The sequence below is a fragment of the Paenibacillus sp. RC334 genome, assembly GCF_030034735.1.
Taxonomy (GTDB): Bacteria; Bacillota; Bacilli; order Paenibacillales; family Paenibacillaceae; genus Paenibacillus; species Paenibacillus terrae_A.
Genome location: NZ_CP125370.1, coordinates 5017929 through 5037342 on the forward strand (window position 1 = coordinate 5017929; position 19414 = coordinate 5037342).

At 45.5% G+C, this 19414-nt stretch carries 33 protein-coding genes and 1 pseudogene; 1 reads left to right on the forward strand and 33 read right to left on the reverse strand.

Translation table 11 applies throughout. From position 1 onward, the window contains the following. Positions 1–13 precede the first annotated feature (13 nt). The 3 genes from cwlD to QMK20_RS23035 all read right to left on the reverse strand — a co-directional run bounded on the left by cwlD (position 14) and on the right by QMK20_RS23035 (position 2773). The gene (gene cwlD / locus QMK20_RS23025) at positions 14–790 is read right to left on the reverse strand and encodes an N-acetylmuramoyl-L-alanine amidase CwlD (protein ID WP_283653461.1); all 777 of its coding nucleotides are present in this window, start codon (positions 788–790) and stop codon (positions 14–16) included. 69 nt (positions 791–859) lie between these two features. Then, positions 860–2029, reverse strand: coding sequence for a sulfate adenylyltransferase (gene sat, locus QMK20_RS23030; RefSeq protein WP_283653462.1), 1170 nt, complete (start codon positions 2027–2029; stop codon positions 860–862). Positions 2030–2080: 51 nt separating this feature from the next. Further along, positions 2081–2773, reverse strand: a complete 693-nt coding sequence (locus tag QMK20_RS23035) for a phosphoadenylyl-sulfate reductase (RefSeq protein ID WP_283653463.1) — start codon at positions 2771–2773, stop codon at positions 2081–2083. A gap of 372 nt (positions 2774–3145) precedes the next feature. Between QMK20_RS23035 and maeA the strand changes: the two are divergent. Next, positions 3146–3935, forward strand: a pseudogene (gene maeA, locus QMK20_RS23040) (oxaloacetate-decarboxylating malate dehydrogenase); the annotation flags it as partial. Positions 3936–4297: 362 nt separating this feature from the next. Here maeA and rpsI read toward each other — a convergent pair. The 30 genes from rpsI to rplB form a co-directional block, all read right to left on the reverse strand. Continuing rightward, positions 4298–4690 carry a 30S ribosomal protein S9 gene (rpsI, locus tag QMK20_RS23045; protein WP_013312140.1) on the reverse strand — a complete coding sequence of 131 codons (393 nt, stop codon included), beginning with the start codon at positions 4688–4690 and terminating at the stop codon, positions 4298–4300. 20 nt (positions 4691–4710) lie between these two features. Beyond that, the gene (gene rplM, locus QMK20_RS23050) at positions 4711–5148 is read right to left on the reverse strand and encodes a 50S ribosomal protein L13 (RefSeq protein ID WP_014278298.1); all 438 of its coding nucleotides are present in this window, start codon (positions 5146–5148) and stop codon (positions 4711–4713) included. A 183-nt stretch (positions 5149–5331) separates the two neighbouring features. After that, positions 5332–6117 carry a tRNA pseudouridine(38-40) synthase TruA gene (gene truA, locus QMK20_RS23055; RefSeq protein WP_025685927.1) on the reverse strand — a complete coding sequence of 262 codons (786 nt, stop codon included), beginning with the start codon at positions 6115–6117 and terminating at the stop codon, positions 5332–5334. Between the two features lie 150 nt (positions 6118–6267). Then, positions 6268–6633, reverse strand: a complete 366-nt coding sequence (gene rplQ / locus QMK20_RS23060; protein WP_013312143.1) for a 50S ribosomal protein L17 — start codon at positions 6631–6633, stop codon at positions 6268–6270. Between the two features lie 34 nt (positions 6634–6667). Further along, complete coding sequence (locus tag QMK20_RS23065) at positions 6668–7612, reverse strand: DNA-directed RNA polymerase subunit alpha (protein ID WP_014278300.1); 945 nt, start codon at positions 7610–7612, stop codon at positions 6668–6670. Between the two features lie 134 nt (positions 7613–7746). After that, positions 7747–8142 (reverse strand): 30S ribosomal protein S11, encoded by a 396-nt coding sequence (gene rpsK / locus QMK20_RS23070; RefSeq protein WP_013312144.1) that lies wholly within the window; start codon positions 8140–8142, stop codon positions 7747–7749. 19 nt (positions 8143–8161) lie between these two features. Beyond that, on the reverse strand, positions 8162–8530 hold the full coding sequence (gene rpsM, locus QMK20_RS23075) for a 30S ribosomal protein S13 (RefSeq protein WP_007432560.1): 369 nt from the start codon (positions 8528–8530) through the stop codon (positions 8162–8164). 21 nt (positions 8531–8551) lie between these two features. Then, the gene (gene rpmJ, locus QMK20_RS23080; protein WP_003333770.1) at positions 8552–8665 is read right to left on the reverse strand and encodes a 50S ribosomal protein L36; all 114 of its coding nucleotides are present in this window, start codon (positions 8663–8665) and stop codon (positions 8552–8554) included. Between the two features lie 118 nt (positions 8666–8783). After that, positions 8784–8999, reverse strand: a complete 216-nt coding sequence (infA, locus tag QMK20_RS23085; RefSeq protein ID WP_006212898.1) for a translation initiation factor IF-1 — start codon at positions 8997–8999, stop codon at positions 8784–8786. 2 nt (positions 9000–9001) lie between these two features. Continuing rightward, positions 9002–9310: a KOW domain-containing RNA-binding protein gene (locus QMK20_RS23090; protein WP_134912322.1), complete on the reverse strand. Its 309-nt coding sequence runs from the start codon at positions 9308–9310 to the stop codon at positions 9002–9004. Between the two features lie 9 nt (positions 9311–9319). After that, the gene (locus QMK20_RS23095; RefSeq protein ID WP_283653464.1) at positions 9320–9859 is read right to left on the reverse strand and encodes a M24 family metallopeptidase; all 540 of its coding nucleotides are present in this window, start codon (positions 9857–9859) and stop codon (positions 9320–9322) included. A gap of 5 nt (positions 9860–9864) precedes the next feature. Beyond that, positions 9865–10509 (reverse strand): adenylate kinase, encoded by a 645-nt coding sequence (locus tag QMK20_RS23100; RefSeq protein ID WP_283653465.1) that lies wholly within the window; start codon positions 10507–10509, stop codon positions 9865–9867. 90 nt (positions 10510–10599) lie between these two features. After that, entirely contained in the window at positions 10600–11898 is a 1299-nt protein-coding gene (gene secY, locus QMK20_RS23105) for a preprotein translocase subunit SecY (protein WP_025685931.1), read from the reverse strand. Further along, the gene (rplO, locus tag QMK20_RS23110) at positions 11898–12338 is read right to left on the reverse strand and encodes a 50S ribosomal protein L15 (RefSeq protein WP_013312149.1); all 441 of its coding nucleotides are present in this window, start codon (positions 12336–12338) and stop codon (positions 11898–11900) included. The genes secY and rplO overlap by 1 nt, the downstream gene beginning before the upstream one ends. 43 nt (positions 12339–12381) lie before the next feature. Further along, the gene (rpmD, locus tag QMK20_RS23115) at positions 12382–12567 is read right to left on the reverse strand and encodes a 50S ribosomal protein L30 (protein WP_014278305.1); all 186 of its coding nucleotides are present in this window, start codon (positions 12565–12567) and stop codon (positions 12382–12384) included. A 12-nt stretch (positions 12568–12579) separates the two neighbouring features. Next, the gene (rpsE, locus tag QMK20_RS23120; RefSeq protein WP_013312151.1) at positions 12580–13077 is read right to left on the reverse strand and encodes a 30S ribosomal protein S5; all 498 of its coding nucleotides are present in this window, start codon (positions 13075–13077) and stop codon (positions 12580–12582) included. A 27-nt stretch (positions 13078–13104) separates the two neighbouring features. Next, on the reverse strand, positions 13105–13473 hold the full coding sequence (gene rplR / locus QMK20_RS23125) for a 50S ribosomal protein L18 (protein ID WP_010348806.1): 369 nt from the start codon (positions 13471–13473) through the stop codon (positions 13105–13107). A gap of 114 nt (positions 13474–13587) precedes the next feature. After that, complete coding sequence (gene rplF / locus QMK20_RS23130) at positions 13588–14130, reverse strand: 50S ribosomal protein L6 (protein ID WP_014278307.1); 543 nt, start codon at positions 14128–14130, stop codon at positions 13588–13590. 33 nt (positions 14131–14163) lie between these two features. Beyond that, positions 14164–14562, reverse strand: a complete 399-nt coding sequence (gene rpsH / locus QMK20_RS23135; protein WP_014278308.1) for a 30S ribosomal protein S8 — start codon at positions 14560–14562, stop codon at positions 14164–14166. Between the two features lie 32 nt (positions 14563–14594). Next, on the reverse strand, positions 14595–14780 hold the full coding sequence (locus QMK20_RS23140; protein WP_013312154.1) for a type Z 30S ribosomal protein S14: 186 nt from the start codon (positions 14778–14780) through the stop codon (positions 14595–14597). A 76-nt stretch (positions 14781–14856) separates the two neighbouring features. Continuing rightward, positions 14857–15402, reverse strand: a complete 546-nt coding sequence (gene rplE, locus QMK20_RS23145; protein ID WP_014278309.1) for a 50S ribosomal protein L5 — start codon at positions 15400–15402, stop codon at positions 14857–14859. 31 nt (positions 15403–15433) lie between these two features. Beyond that, a complete protein-coding gene (rplX, locus tag QMK20_RS23150; protein WP_013312155.1) occupies positions 15434–15787 on the reverse strand; it encodes a 50S ribosomal protein L24 in 354 nt (117 codons plus the stop codon). Positions 15788–15823: 36 nt separating this feature from the next. After that, positions 15824–16192, reverse strand: a complete 369-nt coding sequence (rplN, locus tag QMK20_RS23155) for a 50S ribosomal protein L14 (RefSeq protein WP_007432573.1) — start codon at positions 16190–16192, stop codon at positions 15824–15826. A 34-nt stretch (positions 16193–16226) separates the two neighbouring features. Beyond that, positions 16227–16490 carry a 30S ribosomal protein S17 gene (gene rpsQ, locus QMK20_RS23160; protein WP_007432574.1) on the reverse strand — a complete coding sequence of 88 codons (264 nt, stop codon included), beginning with the start codon at positions 16488–16490 and terminating at the stop codon, positions 16227–16229. Positions 16491–16540: 50 nt separating this feature from the next. Then, on the reverse strand, positions 16541–16738 hold the full coding sequence (rpmC, locus tag QMK20_RS23165; protein WP_014278310.1) for a 50S ribosomal protein L29: 198 nt from the start codon (positions 16736–16738) through the stop codon (positions 16541–16543). Continuing rightward, positions 16728–17162: a 50S ribosomal protein L16 gene (gene rplP / locus QMK20_RS23170; protein WP_007432576.1), complete on the reverse strand. Its 435-nt coding sequence runs from the start codon at positions 17160–17162 to the stop codon at positions 16728–16730. The genes rpmC and rplP overlap by 11 nt, the downstream gene beginning before the upstream one ends. A gap of 2 nt (positions 17163–17164) precedes the next feature. Further along, complete coding sequence (gene rpsC, locus QMK20_RS23175) at positions 17165–17830, reverse strand: 30S ribosomal protein S3 (RefSeq protein ID WP_044647211.1); 666 nt, start codon at positions 17828–17830, stop codon at positions 17165–17167. 13 nt (positions 17831–17843) lie between these two features. Further along, positions 17844–18176, reverse strand: coding sequence for a 50S ribosomal protein L22 (rplV, locus tag QMK20_RS23180; protein ID WP_013312157.1), 333 nt, complete (start codon positions 18174–18176; stop codon positions 17844–17846). Between the two features lie 36 nt (positions 18177–18212). Then, positions 18213–18491, reverse strand: coding sequence for a 30S ribosomal protein S19 (rpsS, locus tag QMK20_RS23185; RefSeq protein WP_044647210.1), 279 nt, complete (start codon positions 18489–18491; stop codon positions 18213–18215). A 72-nt stretch (positions 18492–18563) separates the two neighbouring features. Next, positions 18564–19394, reverse strand: coding sequence for a 50S ribosomal protein L2 (gene rplB, locus QMK20_RS23190; protein ID WP_134912313.1), 831 nt, complete (start codon positions 19392–19394; stop codon positions 18564–18566). Positions 19395–19414 lie beyond the last annotated feature (20 nt).

Genomic DNA, 19414 nt, shown 5'->3' on the forward strand with positions numbered 1-19414 from the left:
TTACAGTATACCACTATCTGACCTCAGGTGCTGACGATGACCTCTTTTCCCCAGCGCTATAACGCAACAATCCCTTGTATATTGCTGCCGCCACCTGTCTCTGATAGGTCTCGTCACTCAGTCGTCTGGCTTCCTCTGGATGGGATAAAAAGCCGACTTCTACGAGGGCTGATGGCATTTTGAGGGCCTTGAGCAAATATACCGTATTCACCGTCTTGGCCACTCTGTTTGTGTTCTCCAGGTTGCGTTTAATCTCCTCCTGAATGAGGGAGGCCAAATTTTCGTTATCCGCATGATTAGGGACGTAAAAGGTTTGGGCTCCACTCCAGCGGCTCGACGGGACGCTGTTCATGTGAATACTTAAAAAGAGATCCGCTTTATGTTCCTCAATCATGCGTACACGCTGCTTCAGGTCCTCCGTTTTTCTTCTCGCATAGCCCCTGGTTTCTTGCTGTGCCAGATCACGGTCAGCCTCCCGAGTCATGACGACAACGGCTCCTGCTTGTTGCAAATAATCTCGCAAAAAAAAGGCAATCGCCAGATTAATGTCCTTCTCAATGACACCTTCTTTGCTGACAGCCCCTCCATCGGGCCCTCCATGTCCTGCATCTATGGCAATTACTTTACCAGTAAGCGGAAGACTCCAATGGGTCCAGGCTCTCGAAGCAGGTATCTCATATAGAGCCAGCGTGATAAACAGAACGGCGAGACAGCAGCCCAGCAGTATTTTTTTCAGCGTCCGATAGCGAATCCACAGTGTAACCTCGTGTTTACGATTATTTTTTTGCATAACAAAACGCCTCCGTCCCTATACAGATACTAATGATCTATATGGGACGAGGCGTGTAAATAGTACAACTCAGGAATGAACAAATTCTTTCATACCTTCAATCAACACTTGGGCGACTTCCGGTCGTGTAAATTCAGGAGGCGGACAAACCCCCGAACGTAACAATTCCCGAACTTTGGTGCCTGAAAGCGTCAAATGATGTTCCTTGGGATGAGGGCATGTTTTGCTAGAGGCCATATTTCCACATCGGGTGCAATAAAAGCTGTGTTCGAAGAACAACGGGATGATCTCCAGTTCCTCAGGTGTGAAGTTTCTGAAAATGTCCTGTGCTTCGTATGTGCCGTAATAGTCTCCTACACCCGCATGGTCCCTTCCTACAATAAAATGGGTACAACCGTAGTTCTTCCGCACAATCGCATGAAAAATGGCCTCTCTCGGACCAGCATATCGCATGGCAGCAGGAAACACACCCAGAAAAGTACGGTCAGCCGGATAATAGTTGTCCAGCAGCACCAGATAGCTCTTCATCCGCACATCTGCTGGAACGTCATCTGACTTGGTTTCACCAACGAGCGGATTCAGAAATAACGCATCTACAATCTCCATCGCGCTTTTTTGGATATACTCATGCGCCCGGTGTACGGGATTACGCGTTTGGAATCCTACTACTGTTTTCCAGCCTTTTTCAGCAAAATGATTGCGCGTCTGCGCCGGTGTGTAATAAAACTCACCAAATTGCGCGGGTTCTGGCCGATTCAATACCTGTACAGATCCCCCTACATAAGTAGTTGGTCGCTCCAAAAGTTTATTGACACCAGGATGCGCCGGATCATTCGTCTTGAATACACGTCTGGCCTCCTCTGCCTGATCAACCTGATATATACTCTCAATATCAAGTACAGCATAAATGGTACCGTCCGTTTCGCCCACTAGAGCGACCTGTTGCCCTAATGTCAGTTCCCCGGCTATGCTCTCCGTAACCGCAAGCGTAATGGGGATACTCCAGACTGTGCCATCGGCAAGACGCATATCCGCTACCACTGACCGATAGTCGGCTTCGTTCATAAACCCTGTCAGCGGAGAAAATGCCCCCACTCCAATCAAATCCAGATCGGAAATAGTCCACGAATTTACACGGATAGGAAACAATTCACGGGCGGCCTGCAAAAGTGTTTTTTGCTCTGAACCTGTAATGATTCTATCTATAAGCGTTCCACCATGCGGGAGAATTGCAGTCATAATGCACTTCCTTTCTGTTCATAAATGCCATTCACAGCTAATTGTGTATCGTTATTGATGGAGTCCACACTCCGTTTTCTCATTACCTGACCAGCGTCCAGCACGAGGATCTTCGCCCGGAAGGACTTCACGCGTGCACTGCTCACAACCGACGCTGGGATAGTTACGATCATGTAGCGGATTATACAGCACTTCATGCGTATGAATATAGTTCCACACGTCCTCTGATGTCCAGCTTGCCAAAGGATTGAATTTAACGAGACCGAACTTTTCGTCATACTCAATCTTTTTTGCATTTGCACGGGTAGGAGCCTGATCTCGGCGAATGCCAGTAATCCATGCATCGTATTGCGATAAAATACGTATTAGCGGCTCTACTTTACGTATACCACAACATGTGTTGGGATCTGATTTCCAAAGCTCTTCTCCATGCTTAGCCGCTTGCTCTTCCGGAGTAATTAAGGGAGATACCCGCACAAAATCCATGTTGTATTTTTCCTTCATCTGATCACGCGTATCGTAAGTTTCTTGAAAATGAAAGTCAGTGTCCAAATAAAAAACATCACTGGAGGGACTAATTTTTTGCAGCATATCTACAAGCACTACATCCTCCGCCCCAAAGCTACAAGCAAAGGTTAGATTGGGGAATGTATGAACAGCATACTGGATAATTTCCTCGGGCGTAGCCTCTTCCAGCTCAATTGCCTTGACCTTAATCAATGCTTCTTTCTCCAATAAGTTCATTATTAATGCGCCTCCGTCTGAAGATTCATAAATAAGTGCCATATTCCAAAAGCCGACTAAACTAATAAGAATAAATAAAGTATAAAACTTTCATATTCATTGTCAATCCACAGTATGTGGGCCTGAGATAACCATTTTTAAGCCTGAAATTAGCAGGATCGTTGTTCTGTCAGCATTCTATAACCCTATCCTTCGTATCCGACCAGGTTCATTGACTTTATATAAAATATTCTTATACAGTTCATTTGGGAATGATCCTAAAGTTACTTGGCAACTAAAAGTAATTAGTCAAAGAAAGAAGGTTTGCTTGAATGGAAGCTTTTTACGTCAACGAAGACGGTTCGCTCGCTACTCCGCTCAAAGGAAAAGATTGGCCCCGGTGCTGCAGGGATTGGAAATGCCGACCAGATTCGAGATGCTATGATGAAGCAAGGACTATCTGAGAAAGAAAATAGCCAACGTTTTTGGCTTTATGTTTACCGAGGGCTGTTAATCGAGGGGATGGAGAATATATTCGATTTCCAAAAGCCCTATCTACGTTCCGAAGACGAAGTACGTTCATGGGCACGGTCCGATGACGGTAAAATTACTCTGCTTGAGGTCATTCGTCAGATTAAGCCTACTATACTGATCGGCACCTCAGGTGTCCATGGGGCTTTCTCAGAGAAAATTATAAAAGAAATGGCTAACCACGTTGAACGGCCTATCATTATGCCTATGTCTAACCCTACAGCGCTCGCAGAGGCAATTCCAGAGGATCTGATCCGCTGGACACAAGGTAGGGCGCTTATCGCTACTGGAAGCCCCTTTGAGCCTGTCACCTATGAAGGGACGGTTTATGAGATTGGACAATCGAACAATGCATTTGTGTTCCCAGGATTGGGGCTTGGCGCGATTGCAGTACAGGCCAAGACGATCACTGGAAGTATGTTTACTGCCGCTGCAAATGCTGTAGCCGAGATGGTGGACAGCACTAAACCCGGAAGCGCCCTTCTCCCCAGTGTACACAAGCTGAAAGAGGTATCCTTTGCTTGTAGCCTTAGCCGTGGCCAAAGCAGCTATACAGGACGGTACAGCCAGTGTCCAAACAGATCATATAGAACAGTCGCTTCGTGAACTCATGTGGAAACCGAACTATAGACGTGTAACTGCGCTAAGCTAAGACGATTATACGGAAGTATGTTAAGTATTCACTTCTTGTTGTATTTAGTCACAGGTTATGAACATAACGGGATAAACTGAGTTAAAAAACAAATAAAATTATGCATAACGTAACTGCCTCTGATCACAACGTGGACAACTTCGAGTGTTCCTTGCAATCAAGGCGGTTATTTTGTACCCATACGGCTTTATAATTCACTCCTACACTTTACTATCTGGTTACATGAAGGGTTGAGGACGAATCAAACGTTCTAGTTAGGGCAGCTATAGTACTTATCCACATGTGGATATTTTCAAAAAATATTTATAACAGCAAAAGAAGAACCCTTTCCATAAGGAAAAGGTTCTTCTGTATTCGAAATATTAACGTTTCGAGAACTGTGGAGCACGACGAGCGGCTTTGAGGCCATATTTTTTACGTTCTTTCATACGTGGGTCACGAGTCAGGAAGCCTGCTTTTTTCAAAGCTGGACGGAATTCCGGATCTGCTTTCAGCAGAGCACGGGAAATGCCGTGGCGGATTGCGCCCGCTTGACCAGAGATACCACCACCATGAGCGATAACAAGTACGTCATAGCTACCCACTGTTTCAGTCAGGTTCAATGGTTGTTTTACGATCAGTTTGAGTGTTTCCAAACCGAAATATTCATTAATATCACGCTTGTTGATGACAATGCGTCCTTCACCCGGTACGAGACGAACACGAGCTACCGAATGTTTACGACGACCTGTCCCATAGTATTGTACTTGTGCCATGAAACTGTCCTCCCTTTTAATTATCCGCGAAGTTCGTAAACTTCAGGTTTTTGTGCTGCATGTGGATGCTCTGCGCCTTTGTAAGCTTTAAGTCTCAGCTTCATTTTCTCGCCTTGACGAGTTTTAGGAAGCATACCGTGAACAGCCAGTTCCAGCATACGCTCAGGTTTGTTCTTAACCATGTCTTGTGCAACCGTTACTTTCAGACCACCCGGATGCAGGGAGTGACGGTAGTATTTCTTCTTCTCCATTTTCTTACCAGTCAATACGATTTTCTCCGCATTGATTACAACAACAAAATCACCTGTGTCCACATGTGGTGTAAACTGTGGCTTGTGTTTGCCGCGAATCAACGCAGCCGCTTCGCTTGCCAGACGGCCGAGCGTTTTGCCTTCGGCATCAATGATGTGCCAGTTGCGCTCAACTTCATTTGGCTTCGCCATATACGTAGTACGCATGAAAAGTTTCCTCCTTAAGTTCGTTAACAGAAATCATCATTTATCTTCGTTCGTTAAGTTGCTGCATTATTGATGGATTAGATGTTGTTTGAAAGTGATCGTCTTAATTGGGGCTGTGGGAAAGCCATTAAGAAAACACAACTTTTATATTACAGGATAACCATCAATTCTGCAAGGGTAAAATCAATGTTTTTTGATGTTTTCGTCGTACTCCACATTCCAGAGGGTTAAAGCATGTCCAACAGCCGTAGGACCGGCCTTTGAGCGATTTTTAGCCTCCAAAATGGAAGGAATATCATCCGCCGATTTTTTGCCTTCTCCCACTTCCAGCAAAGTCCCCATAATGATCCGAACCATGTGCTGCAAAAAACCGCTGCCAGTAATATACGTATGAATAATTCCCTGATCATCCGAACCCGGACGTGAAAAGGAATGGTCTACCGTCATGTAGGCTTCGTAAATTGTACGGACATGGTTCGTTTTCTGGGAACGTCGGGATGCGAACGATGTATAGTCAAAAGTGCCGATCAAATGGGCCAGCCCTTCCTCCATCGCTCGTATATCCAAACTCGTCGGGTGATGTGCCTGTGTACGACGGTGAAAGATGTCCGGAAATCGGTTCGCATTAATGCTGTACCGATACGTCTTCCGCTTCGCCATACGGCGTGCATGAAAGGACAACGGCACCTCTTTCGCATCCGTAACGATGATATCACGAGGCAGCCAAGCATTGAGTGCCAGACACCAGCGCTGTATCGGGATCGGTGATTCAGTATGAAAATTGAATACCTGTCCATATGCATGTACACCTGCGTCTGTGCGGCCTGAGCCTGTGATTTTTAGACGTTCGCCCGTCAATGAGTAAATAGCATTTTCAAGATAGTCCTGAATGGTATTACCACTGGGCTGCGTCTGAAAGCCATCATAGCGGGTTCCGTCATAGTTCACCTTCATGCACAAGTTCCGCATGTCTCTCACACCTTTGCGGGGTATTCACTGGCCTTATAAGGAATAACCGTACATAACAAAGGAGAAGCCCCTCAAGGACTCCTCCAAGAGAAAAAAAGGGTTGTTCAGAATCAAGCTGATTCTGTCCACCCTTCCCTCATCTTCGCCTGTTTACGCGCGGTCAACCAGTTCCAGATATACCATTGGAGCGGCATCGCCACGACGAGGTCCCAATTTCAGGATACGAGTGTATCCACCTGGACGCTCGGTGTAACGTGTAGCCAATTCGCTAAACAGCTTTTGGATTGCATCCTGCTCACCATCCAAAGTTTCACGGCGAACGAACGCAGCCACTTGACGGCGTGCGTGCAGATCTCCTTTTTTCGCTTTGGTGATCAGTTTTTCAGCAATAGAACGAACTTCTTTCGCTTTAGCCTCAGTAGTTTGGATACGCTCGTACAAGAACAAATCGGTTACCAAATCACGAAACAAAGCTTTACGGGCACTGGAGTTACGGCCCAATTTTTGGTATGCCATGTAGTTTCCCCTCCTTCACAAAAACGTTGCTGTACTATTCTTCCGTACGAAGTCCTAAACCAAGTTCCTCGAGCTTCTCTTGTACTTCTTCCAAAGATTTGCGGCCCAGGTTGCGGACCTTCATCATATCTTCTTCAGATTTAGTAGTGAGTTCTTGTACCGTATTGATACCAGCGCGCTTAAGGCAGTTATAGGAACGGACGGAGAGATCCAGCTCTTCGATCGTCATTTCAAGAACTTTTTCTTTCTTGTCTTCTTCTTTTTCGACCATAATTTCCGCATCTTTTGCTTCGTCGGTTAGACCCACGAACAACATCACATGCTCGGTCAAAATTTTTGCTCCAAGGCTTACTGCTTCCTCAGGGCGGATACTTCCGTCAGTCCAAACCTCAAGTGTCAGCTTGTCATAATTCGTAACCTGGCCGACACGCGTATTTTCTATGCCATAGTTCACGCGTGAAATCGGAGTGTAGATGGAGTCGACGGGAATGACGCCGATCGGCTGGTCATCACGTTTATTCCGATCCTGCTTAACGTAACCGCGACCGCGATTGGCGAAAATACGCATGTGAAGTCTCGAACCCGGTCCGAGCGTAGCAATGTGAAGATCCGGATTAAGAATTTCCACATCACTGTCCGCACGGATATCTCCTGCCGTTACAACTCCTTCGCCTTCCGCATCGATTTCGAGTACCTTCTCTTCATCCGAGTGGATTTTAAGCGATAAAGCTTTCAGGTTCAGTATGATCTCCGTTACGTCTTCCTTCACACCGGGAACCGTTGCAAATTCGTGCAAAACTCCATCGATCTGAACCGATGTGACTGCTGCCCCCGGTAATGAGGATAACAGAATACGGCGAAGCGAGTTTCCCAGCGTCGTACCGTACCCGCGTTCCAGCGGTTCTACTACGAATTTTCCATAGGTGCCATCATCATTGACGTCTACCGTCTCAATTTTCGGCTTTTCGATTTCTATCACTGCAATATCCCTCCTTCAAAACGTCGCTCCTATATGAAACATTCACCTATCCATAGTCTATCATGCAGTATGCCTAAACATCCATTCTTGGCAGTTTGTGCCGGATTTATACTACACGCAGAGGAGAAATCTCATTAGACGCGACGACGTTTTGGAGGACGGCATCCGTTATGAGGTACCGGAGTTACGTCTTTAATCAGGTTAACTTCCAGTCCAGCTGCTTGCAAAGAGCGGATTGCTGCTTCGCGTCCTGCGCCTGGTCCTTTAACCATGACTTCGACAGTCTTCATGCCGTGTTCCATTGCAGCTTTAGCAGCTGTTTCTGCGGCCATTTGAGCTGCGAATGGAGTAGATTTACGGGAACCACGGAATCCCATGCCGCCTGAGCTGGCCCAAGAGATTGCGTTACCGTGTGGATCTGTGATCGTAACGATCGTGTTGTTGAACGTGGAACGGATGTGTGCCACGCCAGTCTCGATATTTTTACGGTCACGGCGTTTTGTACGTACAACTTTTTTCGGTTTAGCCATTGAATGTTATCCTCCCTTCTTATTTCTTTTTGTTCGCTACAGTCCGACGAGGACCTTTACGGGTACGAGCATTAGTTTTGGTACGTTGTCCGCGAACAGGCAATCCACGACGGTGACGAACACCACGGTAGCAGCCAATCTCAGTCAGACGTTTAATATTCAAGGAAATTTCACGACGCAGATCGCCTTCTACTTTAACTTCTTTGTCGATCGTTTCACGTAATTTGCTCACTTCATCTTCAGTCAAATCACGAACACGCGTGTTTGCACTGATGCCTGTTTCCTTCAAAATTTTCTGAGAAGTCGTTTTACCGATTCCGAAAATGTAAGTCAAGGCGATCTCAACGCGTTTGTCACGTGGCAAATCCACACCAGCTATACGAGCCATTTTACGCTACACCCCCTTCTATTAACCTTGTTTTTGTTTGTGTTTCGGATTTTCGCAAATAACCATTACATTCCCTTTACGGCGAATGACTTTGCATTTCTCGCAAATAGGTTTTACAGAAGGTCTTACCTTCATGTTGATTACCTCCTCCAAGCTTTACCCTGGTAAAACTCGCTTCGTGAACATTCACATCGTTTTGCCGAGCAAAACAAGTTTTTTTAAAATGACGTACGTTTAATTAAACCTGCATGAATTACTTGCGGTACGTAATACGGCCTTTAGTTAAATCGTAAGGCGATAACTGTACAACCACCTTGTCGCCTGTCAAAATACGGATAAAGTGCATCCGCAGTTTTCCGGAAACATGTGCAAGAATTTGATGACCGTTCTCCAGCTCTACCTTGAACGTAGCGTTCGGCAGTGGCTCGATTACCGTACCTTCAACCTCAATGACATCTTCTTTGGCCAAAGTCAGTCTCCTTTCTCTTCAGCTTGGTATTCGGACGACTCCAAGAAAGTTTTCACTGCATGACGCAGCTTTCCATTTGTCACCCGACCGCTTTCGTTTAAACTGTTTACAACCTCGCTACTAATCTTGGGCTGAGGCATCAGATGAAGAACGTTTTTCTTCTTCGACTGATCAAACTTTCGTTTGTCCCCATCCGCAATATATACAAACCTGCTGTCCGCTATAGAAACGACAACCGCAATCTGTCCGACATCTCTGCCTTTCAGAATCTTCACCAGCTGACCGATTTGCAGGTTTCCTTGCTGAATCATTCAAATCACCTACGCACTCAGTTTCGTGAAAATGTCCATGCCGTCCGTTGTGACCGCCACCGCTTGCTCGTAACGAGCACGAGAGGCCACGTTCACCGTTACGACCGTCCAGTTGTCTTCCAGCGCCCCCACATGGCGAGAACCTATATGAACCATGAGTTCAATAGCCAGCACCATGCCGGTTTTCAGCCTCGGCCCCTGCTCGGGAATACCACGGTTTGGATTCTCAATATATTGCCGAATGGCATGCGACATTGTAAACTGGCGAGTCTTCGCGATGATATCGCCTTTGTTTAACTTGCGTTTGCCGGGAAATCCGTGCACCAGTTGTTCGTTGACTGAAGCGCAAATGCTGGCAGGAAAACCGTTATAACCTTTAAAAGACGGCACAGCTCCTTGACTGCGAATATACCGATCAGCTAAATGATCAAGTTCACCGGTCGTCATACCGGGCTCGAGGTGTTCCACCAAGAAATGATTCGTTTCCGTATCCACTCTCTCAGCTTTCCTCATAAAGCTTAATTCCGTCCCCGACTTGCAAATGATCATTACAGCTAACCCCGCAACAAGGACACGATATTTTTGGAAACCACATCAATATCCTGTTCTCCGTCAATATGACGCAGAAGATTCTGGTTCTCATAAAACGTGAGGAGTGGTGCTGTTTTATTACTATATTCGTCAAGTCGTGTTCTTACGCTATCCTCGTTATCGTCAGGGCGCTGATAGAGCTCCCCGCCATCTTTATCGCAAATGCCTTCAACCTTCGGAGGATTAAAGACAACATGATAGCTAGTTCCACAGATTTTGCAAACTCGCCGTCCTGTGATTCGTACCAACAATTTGTCACGATCCACTTTCAGGTTGATGACATCATCAAGCTTCGTATCCAAACGACCCAAAATTTGATCCAAGGCTTCAGCCTGAGCCAAAGTTCTTGGAAAACCGTCCAGCAAGAAACCTTTCTTACAGTCCGGCTGTTGCAGCCGCTCTTCAACGATGCCAATCGTTACATCATCCGGAACAAGTTCACCCTTGTCGATATATTCCTTGGCTTTAATGCCAATAGGTGTTCCCTGTTTCATCGCCAGGCGAAACGCGTCACCTGTCGAGATATGAGGAATGCCGAATTCCTTCACAATGACATCTGCTTGTGTACCTTTACCAGCCCCCGGAGGGCCCGTGATTAAAATATTCACAATCTGTCACTCCTCAAGACGACCCCTACACAAGAAACAGCACAAAAGGTGCCGGTAAGTATGCGAACATCCTAAGCCGGAACCTGTTGCCTATTTGTTGATGAAGCCTTTGTAATGGCGTTTGATCAGTTGGCTTTCAATCTGCTTCATCGTATCCAATGCTACACCGATAATGATGAGCAATGAAGTACCGCCAATTTGCACGGAACGAGGCAAGCCCGAAAGCGAACCGAAGAATACCGGCAATACGGATATGACTGCCAGGAACAAAGCTCCTGTCATTGTCAAACGTGACATTACTCGTGTCAGGTATTTCTCCGTGGCTTTACCCGGGCGAATTCCCGGAATATAACCGCCGTTTTTCTTCATGTTGTCGGCCATTTGCTGCGGATTCATCTGTACAAAGGTATAGAAGAATGTGAAACCGATAATCATTACGACATACAAAACCATACCCAGCGGCTTGTCATAATACAAGTAAGTGGTAATCCACTTCGCCCAAGCATGATCTGCCCAAAAACTCGCAATAATTGTCGGGAATTGCAGCAATGATACCGCAAAGATTACCGGAATAACGCCTGCCGCATTAATTTTCATCGGAATATGCGTATTCTGGCCACCGTACATTTTGTTACCAACTACACGTTTGGCGTATTGTACCGGGATTTTCCGAATACCTTGCTGGATGTAGATAACACCCACAATAATCAGAATAATCACCAAGGCAATAATAATTGCCTTCAGAATATTCATAAACAGCTGATCTGCCTGAATAAACTGGGATTCTACAACCGTCCGAATATGTCTTGGAATACCTGCCGCGATCCCTGCAAAGATAACGATAGAGATACCGTTGCCGATTCCCTTTTCGGTAATTTGCTCACCTAGCCACATAAGGAACGTAGTTCCTGCTGTAAGCACAATAGCTATTACCAGATAATCTGCAAAAGTGGCTCCTGGAATCATCGCTGCACCATACAGTCGGTTAAAGCCGATCGACGTTCCGAATGCTTGAATCAAGCCCAGTATTACCGTACCATACCGTGTAAGTTGAGCCAACTTCTTTTTACCATGCTCTCCTTGTTTAGCCCATTCCGCAAGTTTCGGAATAACGTCCATTGACAGCAACTGTACAATGATGGACGCTGTAATATATGGCATAATCCCGAGGGCGAAGATCGAGAACTGATACAAAGCGCCCCCTGAGAAGGTGTTAAGGAGTCCAAACAACTCGCTTCCTGCCTGATCCTGAGAAGTAAAGACTTGCTTATTCACGCCGGGAACCGGCACGAAGGAGCCAATACGATATACAAACAGTATAAACAGGGTAAACAGGATTCGGGTTCTAAGATCCTCAACCCGCCATATATTTTTCAGGGTCTTGAACATTAGATCACCTCGGTTTTACCGCCGGCAGCTTCAATTTTCTCTACCGCAGATTGAGAGAACTTGTTCGCTTTAACTGTCAATTTCACAGTGATTTCACCGTTACCCAGAATTTTAATTCCGGATTTCGCGTTTTTCACAATGCCATTGTTCAGCAAAAACTCAGGGCTTACTTCTGTACCTGCTGCAAAACTGTTCAAATCTTCGATATTCAAAACCGCATACTCTTTACGAGTAGGATTTACGAAACCGCGTTTAGGCAAGCGACGATACAGTGGGTTTTGACCACCCTCGAAGCCCGGACGTACACCACCGCCGGAACGAGCGTTTTGACCCTTATGACCACGACCAGAAGTTTTACCCGTACCGCTACTAGGACCACGACCCAAACGTTTACGTTCTTTGCGGGAGCCTGGAGCTGGGGAAAGCTCATGTAACTTCATCGTTCGTTGCACCTCCTTGATTATTGTTAAAATGCTTTATTTCTTAAGCCTCGATTTCTTTAACAGAAACCAAATGGCTAACTTGATTAATCATCCCGCGAATCGCTGGATTGTCGGGTTGAATTACTTTATGGTTGATTTTACGCAAGCCGAGCGTTTTAACAGTCGTTCTTTGAGTACCAGGACGACCGATCAACGAACGAACGAGGGTAATTTCTAATTTCGCCATGACATTCCCTCCTTAGCCCAGCAGCTCTTCGATGGATTTGCCGCGCAATTTTGCAACTTCTTCAGCGCGTTTCAAGCGGGACAAACCTTCCAGTGTCGCATTGACCATGTTCATGGAATTCGAAGAACCCAGAGATTTTGTCAAGATATCACCTACACCAGCAAGTTCCAGTACAGCACGAACCGGACCGCCAGCGATAACTCCAGTACCTTCCGATGCCGGTTTCAACAGAACCCGGCCAGCACCGAACTTACCTGTAACAAGGTGAGGAATAGTTGTTCCTACGAGTGGAACGTGAACCAGGTTTTTCTTAGCATCTTCAATACCTTTGCGAATCGCATCAGGTACTTCGCCAGCTTTACCGATTCCAGCGCCTACCCAGCCGTTACCGTCGCCTACTACTACCAGAGCACTAAAGCTGAAACGGCGTCCGCCTTTGACAACTTTAGCTACGCGATTAATATTTACTACTCTTTCAGTCAGTTCCAAAGTGTTCGGATCTACACGCAAGTCGTTAACCTCCTTTTGAGAAATGTCTTAGAATTCAAGGCCTGCTTCGCGAGCAGCATCAGCCAAAGCCTGAATCCGTCCATGATACAAGTATCCACCACGGTCAAATACAATGTTAGCATGACCTTTTTCTTTTGCACGTTTAGCAACGAGTTCGCCAACCTTACGAGCTGCTTCTACGCTACCGCCGCTTTTGATTTCACTGCTCAGTTCTTTATCCATAGTGGATGCAGATACCAATGTTACACCAGCTACATCATCAATCAATTGTGCGTAGATATGTTTGGAAGAACGGAACACGTTCAGACGAGGACGAACAGCCGTACCTTCGATTTTCTTACGTACACGCAGATGTCTTCTGACACGTGCTTTATTTTTATCTTGTTTTGTAATCATCTTAAGTTTTCACTCCCTTCAGTTTGCCTTTTAAAGCTTTATACTAAGACGCACTGGGTAAAAAGAAGTACGAAGTCTTTCCGGTAGAAAGACCGCACAAAGTCGGTAAGAAACTTATTTCTTCTTACCGGCTTTACCTTCTTTACGAATGATGCGCTCGCCTTCGTATTTAATCCCTTTACCTTTATACGGCTCAGGTTCACGAACGGAACGAATTTTAGCAGCGTAGGCACCTACACGCTCTTTATCAATTCCGCGAACGATGATTTTAGTGTTCGAAGGAACTTCGAATTCGATGCCCGCTTCCGGTGTGATTTCAACCGGATGAGAGTATCCAACGTTCAGAACGATTTTATCTCCGGATTTGCTTGCACGATATCCGACCCCAACCAGCTCCAGAGATTTTGAAAATCCTTCAGTTACACCACTTACCATGTTGTTGACAACGCTGCGGGTTGTTCCATGCAAAGAGCGGTGAAGTTTGTTGTCCGAAGGACGAATTACGTTGATTTCATTGTTTTCCACAGTAACGGACATGTCTTTATGAAGCTCACGAGTCAATGTTCCTTTAGGACCTTTAACTGTGATCGCTGTGTTGTTCAAAGTTACGTCAACACCACTTGGTACTGTGATTGGCTTACGACCAATACGGGACATATCTGTTGCACCTCCTATCTTTTAAACGTTATCTTACCAAACGTAGCAAACCACTTCTCCGCCGGCTTTAGACTGACGCGCTTCTTTGTCGGTCATGATACCTTTGGATGTCGAAATGATCGCGATTCCGAGTCCACCCAGAACGCGTGGAATCTCATTGCTCTTCGTGTAAACGCGAAGACCTGGTTTACTGATTCTTTTCAAACCTGTAATAACACGTTCGTTGTTTGCACCGTATTTCAAGAAAACACGGATGATCCCTTGTTTGCTATCTTCAACAAATTCCGCATCACGAATGAATCCTTCACGTTTCAGGATGTCGGCAATTTGTTTTTTCATTGTAGATGCAGGCATTTCTACTGTTTCGTGACGAACTGTGTTCGCGTTACGAATACGAGTAAGCATATCTGCAATTGGATCAGACATAGTCATTGTGTATAAACCTCCTTCCCAAACAGGACTTTTTACCAGCTTGCTTTTTTCACGCCAGGAATCTGGCCTTTATAAGCTAATTCACGGAAGCAAATTCTGCAGATCTTAAACTTTTGCAGCACCGAATGTGGACGACCACAACGCTCGCAACGAGTATAAGCACGAACTTTAAACTTTGGTGTGCGTTGTTGTTTGACTTTCATTGAAGTTTTTGCCACTTAGCCTGACACCTCCTAAATAGTTTCGGAGAACAGGGTGTCTTTTATATCAGACGCCCGAAACGATATGCCAACATTACTTTGCGAAAGGCATGCCCAGCTGAGTCAGAAGCTCACGGGACTCTTCGTCAGTCTTGGCAGTCGTTACGATAACGATGTCCATACCACGAACTTTATCAACTTGATCGTACTCGATTTCCGGGAAGATCAATTGTTCTTTCAGACCAAGCGTGTAGTTACCACGTCCATCGAAAGCTTTTGTTGAAACACCATGGAAGTCACGTACGCGAGGAAGCGTGATATTGAACAATTTGTCCAAGAAGTAATACATACGCTCACCACGAAGTGTTACCTTTACACCGATCGGCATGTTTTCACGCAATTTAAAACCTGCAATAGATTTTTTTGCGCGAGTGATTACTGGTTTTTGACCAGCGATCAACTGCATGTCGTTCACAGCCGAATCAAGCACTTTGGAGTTTTGGACTGCGTCGCCAACACCCATGTTGATTACAACCTTCTCGATTTTAGGCACTTGCATTACCGATGTATAGCTGAACTTCTGCATCAAGGCAGGAGTGATTTCTTTCAAGAAACGCTCTTTCATTCTTGTTGTTGCCATGAATCATAGACCTCCTTTCATTAAAAAATAATTAGTCGATCACTTCGCCAGAACGTTTTGCAATGCGCACTTTTTTTCCGTTGTCCAATACTTTGTAACCAACACGAGTTACTTTTCCGCTCTTCGGATCAATGTGCATAACGTTGGAAACGTGAATCGGAGCTTCTTTCTCGATGATGCCGCCTTGTGGATTCAGCTGATTAGGCTTTTGGTGTTTTTTAATCATGTTAACACCTTCCACAAGCACACGGTTTTGACGAGGGTAAGCAGCGATAACGCGACCTTTTTTACCTTTATCTTTACCTGTAATCACCAGAACAGTATCGTCTTTTTTGACGTGCAGCTTGTTGTTATGGGATTCCAGAACTTTTTTCACTTTTGGCATTTAGTACACCTCCTACGGGCACATTTTAAGGTGAATTTAGATCACTTCCGGAGCCAAGGAAACGATTTTCATGAAGTCCTTGTCACGAAGCTCGCGAGCAACTGGTCCGAAAATACGAGTACCACGTGGGCTCTTGTCTTCTTTAACGACCACTGCTGCGTTCTCGTCAAATCCGATGTAGGAACCGTCTTTACGGCGGATAGAACGTTTAGTACGAACGACAACCGCTCTTACTACATCACCCTTTTTGACAACGCCGCCTGGTGTTGCTTGTTTTACGGAACAAACGATCAGGTCACCAATTTGAGCTGTACGACGTCCCGTACCACCGAGCACACGGATACACATCAGTTCCTTCGCGCCGGAATTGTCAGCTACAGTCAAACGTGTAAATGGTTGAATCATTTATTTATCCTCCTTTCGGAAAAACTACACTACATTAGATTATAACAGCTTTTTCAACGATTTCGACCAGTCTCCAGTTTTTGTCTTTGGACAAAGGACGAGTTTCCATGATTTTAACAGTATCACCGATTTGTGCGGTGTTGTTTTCATCATGAGCTTTGAATTTCTTTGTTACTTTAATGCGTTTATGGTAGAGATCATGTTTTTTGTAAGTTTCTACAGCAATCACAATCGTTTTGTCCATTTTATCGCTGACTACTTTACCGACTAACACTTTACGGGCATTACGTTCGCTCATTGTTGGCCTCCTTCCTAATTACAGGCGGAATCTCCACCCGGTCTGATATCTTAGCTAATCCCAAGTTCTCTTTCACGGATCACGGTTTTAGCACGAGCAATTTCCTTACGTACATCGCCGATCCGAGTCGGGTTATCAAGCTGACCGGTAGCGAGTTGAAAACGAAGGTTAAAGAGTTCTTCTTTGAACCCAGAGATCTTTTGTTCAATTTCAGCAGTGGTTAGGTTGCGAAATTCACTAGCCTTCATTTGCTTCACCACCCAATTCTTCACGTTTCACAAACTTAGTTTTGATTGGCAGTTTGTGAGCGGCAAGACGCATTGCTTCACGAGCAATCTCTTCCGGAACACCAGCAAGTTCGAACATGATCTTACCTGGTTTCACTACTGCAACCCATTTTTCTACGTTACCTTTACCACTACCCATACGAACCTCAAGAGGCTTCTGAGTAATTGGTTTGTCAGGGAAAATTTTAATCCAAACCTTACCACCACGTTTGATGTAACGAGTCATCGCGATACGAGCAGCTTCGATCTGACGGTTAGTAATCCATGCAGGTTCAGTAGCTTGTAAACCATACTCACCAAAGTTCAGTGTAGTGCCGCCTTTTGCACGACCCTTCATATGACCACGTTGTTGCTTACGATGTTTTACGCGTTTTGGTACCAACATGATTAGTTGCCTCCTTCCTGAGGAGCTTGTTTCTTAGCTGGAGGAAGAACCTCTCCACGATAAATCCATACCTTTACGCCAATACGACCGTAAGTTGTATGAGCTTCCGCTGTACCGTAGTCAATGTCGGCACGAAGCGTATGCAGTGGAACTGTTCCTTCGCTGTACCCTTCGGAACGAGCGATTTCGGCACCGCCAAGACGTCCGCCTACTTGAGTTTTAATTCCTTTTGCTCCAGAACGCATAGTTCTTTGAATTGCTTGTTTCAAAGCACGACGGAAAGAAACGCGACGTTCCAATTGTTGTGCAATGCTCTCAGCAACCAAGATTGCATCCAGCTCAGGATTTTTAATTTCAGAAATATTGATGTGTACCTTTTTACCACCTGCGATTTTAGTAATTTCATTACGCAAGTTTTCAACTTCGGAACCACCCTTACCGATAACCATACCAGGCTTCGCAGTGTGAATCGTTACGTTGACACGGTTAGCTGCTCTCTCGATTTCAACACGGGATACAGCGGAATCTTTCAATCTTTTTTTCAGATGTTCACGAATTCTAACGTCTTCTAGCAAAAGATCACCGAAATCTTTGCCTGCATACCATTTGGATTCCCAATCACGGATAATACCGATTCGGAGTCCGATTGGATTTACCTTTTGGCCCACACGTTTTCCCTCCTTATTTTTCAGATACCACCAAAGTAATATGACTGGTGCGTTTATTGATGCGGCTTGCACGTCCCATTGCACGCGGGCGGAACCGTTTCATTGTAGGACCTTGGTTCACAAAAACTTGCGATACAACCAACTTGTTCACGTCCAAAGAGTAGTTGTGGTCTGCATTTGCAATAGCAGAGTTCAACAGCTTCTCAACGACTGGAGAAGCGGATTTCGGAGTATGGCGAAGAATTGCGATCGCCTCACCAACCTGCTTGCCGCGAATCAAATCGATAACGAGTTTAACTTTACGAGCGGAAATCCGTACGGATTTAGCATGTGCTTTTGCTTCCATTGAGTTTACCTCCTCTCAAACACTACGCTGTGTTGATTATCTTCTTGTTTTCTTATCGTCATCCGAATGGCCTTTATAGGTACGTGTTGGAGCGAATTCGCCCAATTTGTGTCCGACCATATCTTCCGTTACGTATACTGGCACGTGTTTACGACCATCGTATACACCAAACGTATGTCCGATAAATTGCGGGAAAATTGTAGAGCGACGGGACCAAGTTTTGATCACGACTTTTTTGTCCGATTCGTTCAAAACCTCTACTTTTTTCAGCAAGTAACCATCAATGAATGGTCCTTTTTTGAGACTGCGACCCATGTATGAATCCTCCCTTCGTTAAAACGTTGTCGTTCCTTAATATGTTAACGTGCGACTTAAGCGCACGTCTTATTACTTAGTACGACGACGAACGATGTATTTATCAGATGCTTTGCCTTTTTTACGTGTTTTGTAACCAAGGGTTGGTTTACCCCATGGAGACATTGGAGATTTACGTCCGATTGGAGCGCGACCTTCACCACCACCGTGTGGGTGATCATTAGGGTTCATAACAACACCACGAACTTCAGGACGTTGTCCCAACCAACGGCTACGTCCGGCTTTACCGATCTTCACCAATTCATGGTCTTCGTTACCAACAGAACCGATTGTAGCGCGGCAAACTTTCAGAACGCGACGAACTTCACCAGAAGTCAAACGAATTGTTACATACTTCTCTTCTTTACCAAGAAGCTGGGCTTCCGTACCGGCAGCGCGAACGAGTTGACCACCTTTGCCCGGTTTCAATTCGATGTTGTGGATAACCGTACCTACTGGAATGTTCTCCAAAGGCAAAGAGTTACCGATTTTGATATCGGAACCTACGCCGGAAACCACTTCGTCCCCTACTTTCAAGCCTTTAGGAGCGATGATATAACGTTTTTCACCATCCACATAGTGGATAAGTGCGATGTTGGACGTACGGTTCGGATCATATTCGATCGTAGCAACGCGGCCCGGTATTCCATCTTTGTTACGTTTGAAGTCGATAATACGGTATTTACGTTTGTGTCCACCGCCATGATGACGAACCGTAATTTTACCTTGGTTATTACGTCCAGCTTGCTTGCTCAGAGGCGCCAGCAACGATTTCTCGGGCTGATTAGTTGTGATCTCCTCGAAAGTAGATACAGACATAGCGCGTCTGGCCGGGGACGTCGGTTTATACTTTTTAATTGGCACTGAGTTTCCCTCCTTACTTT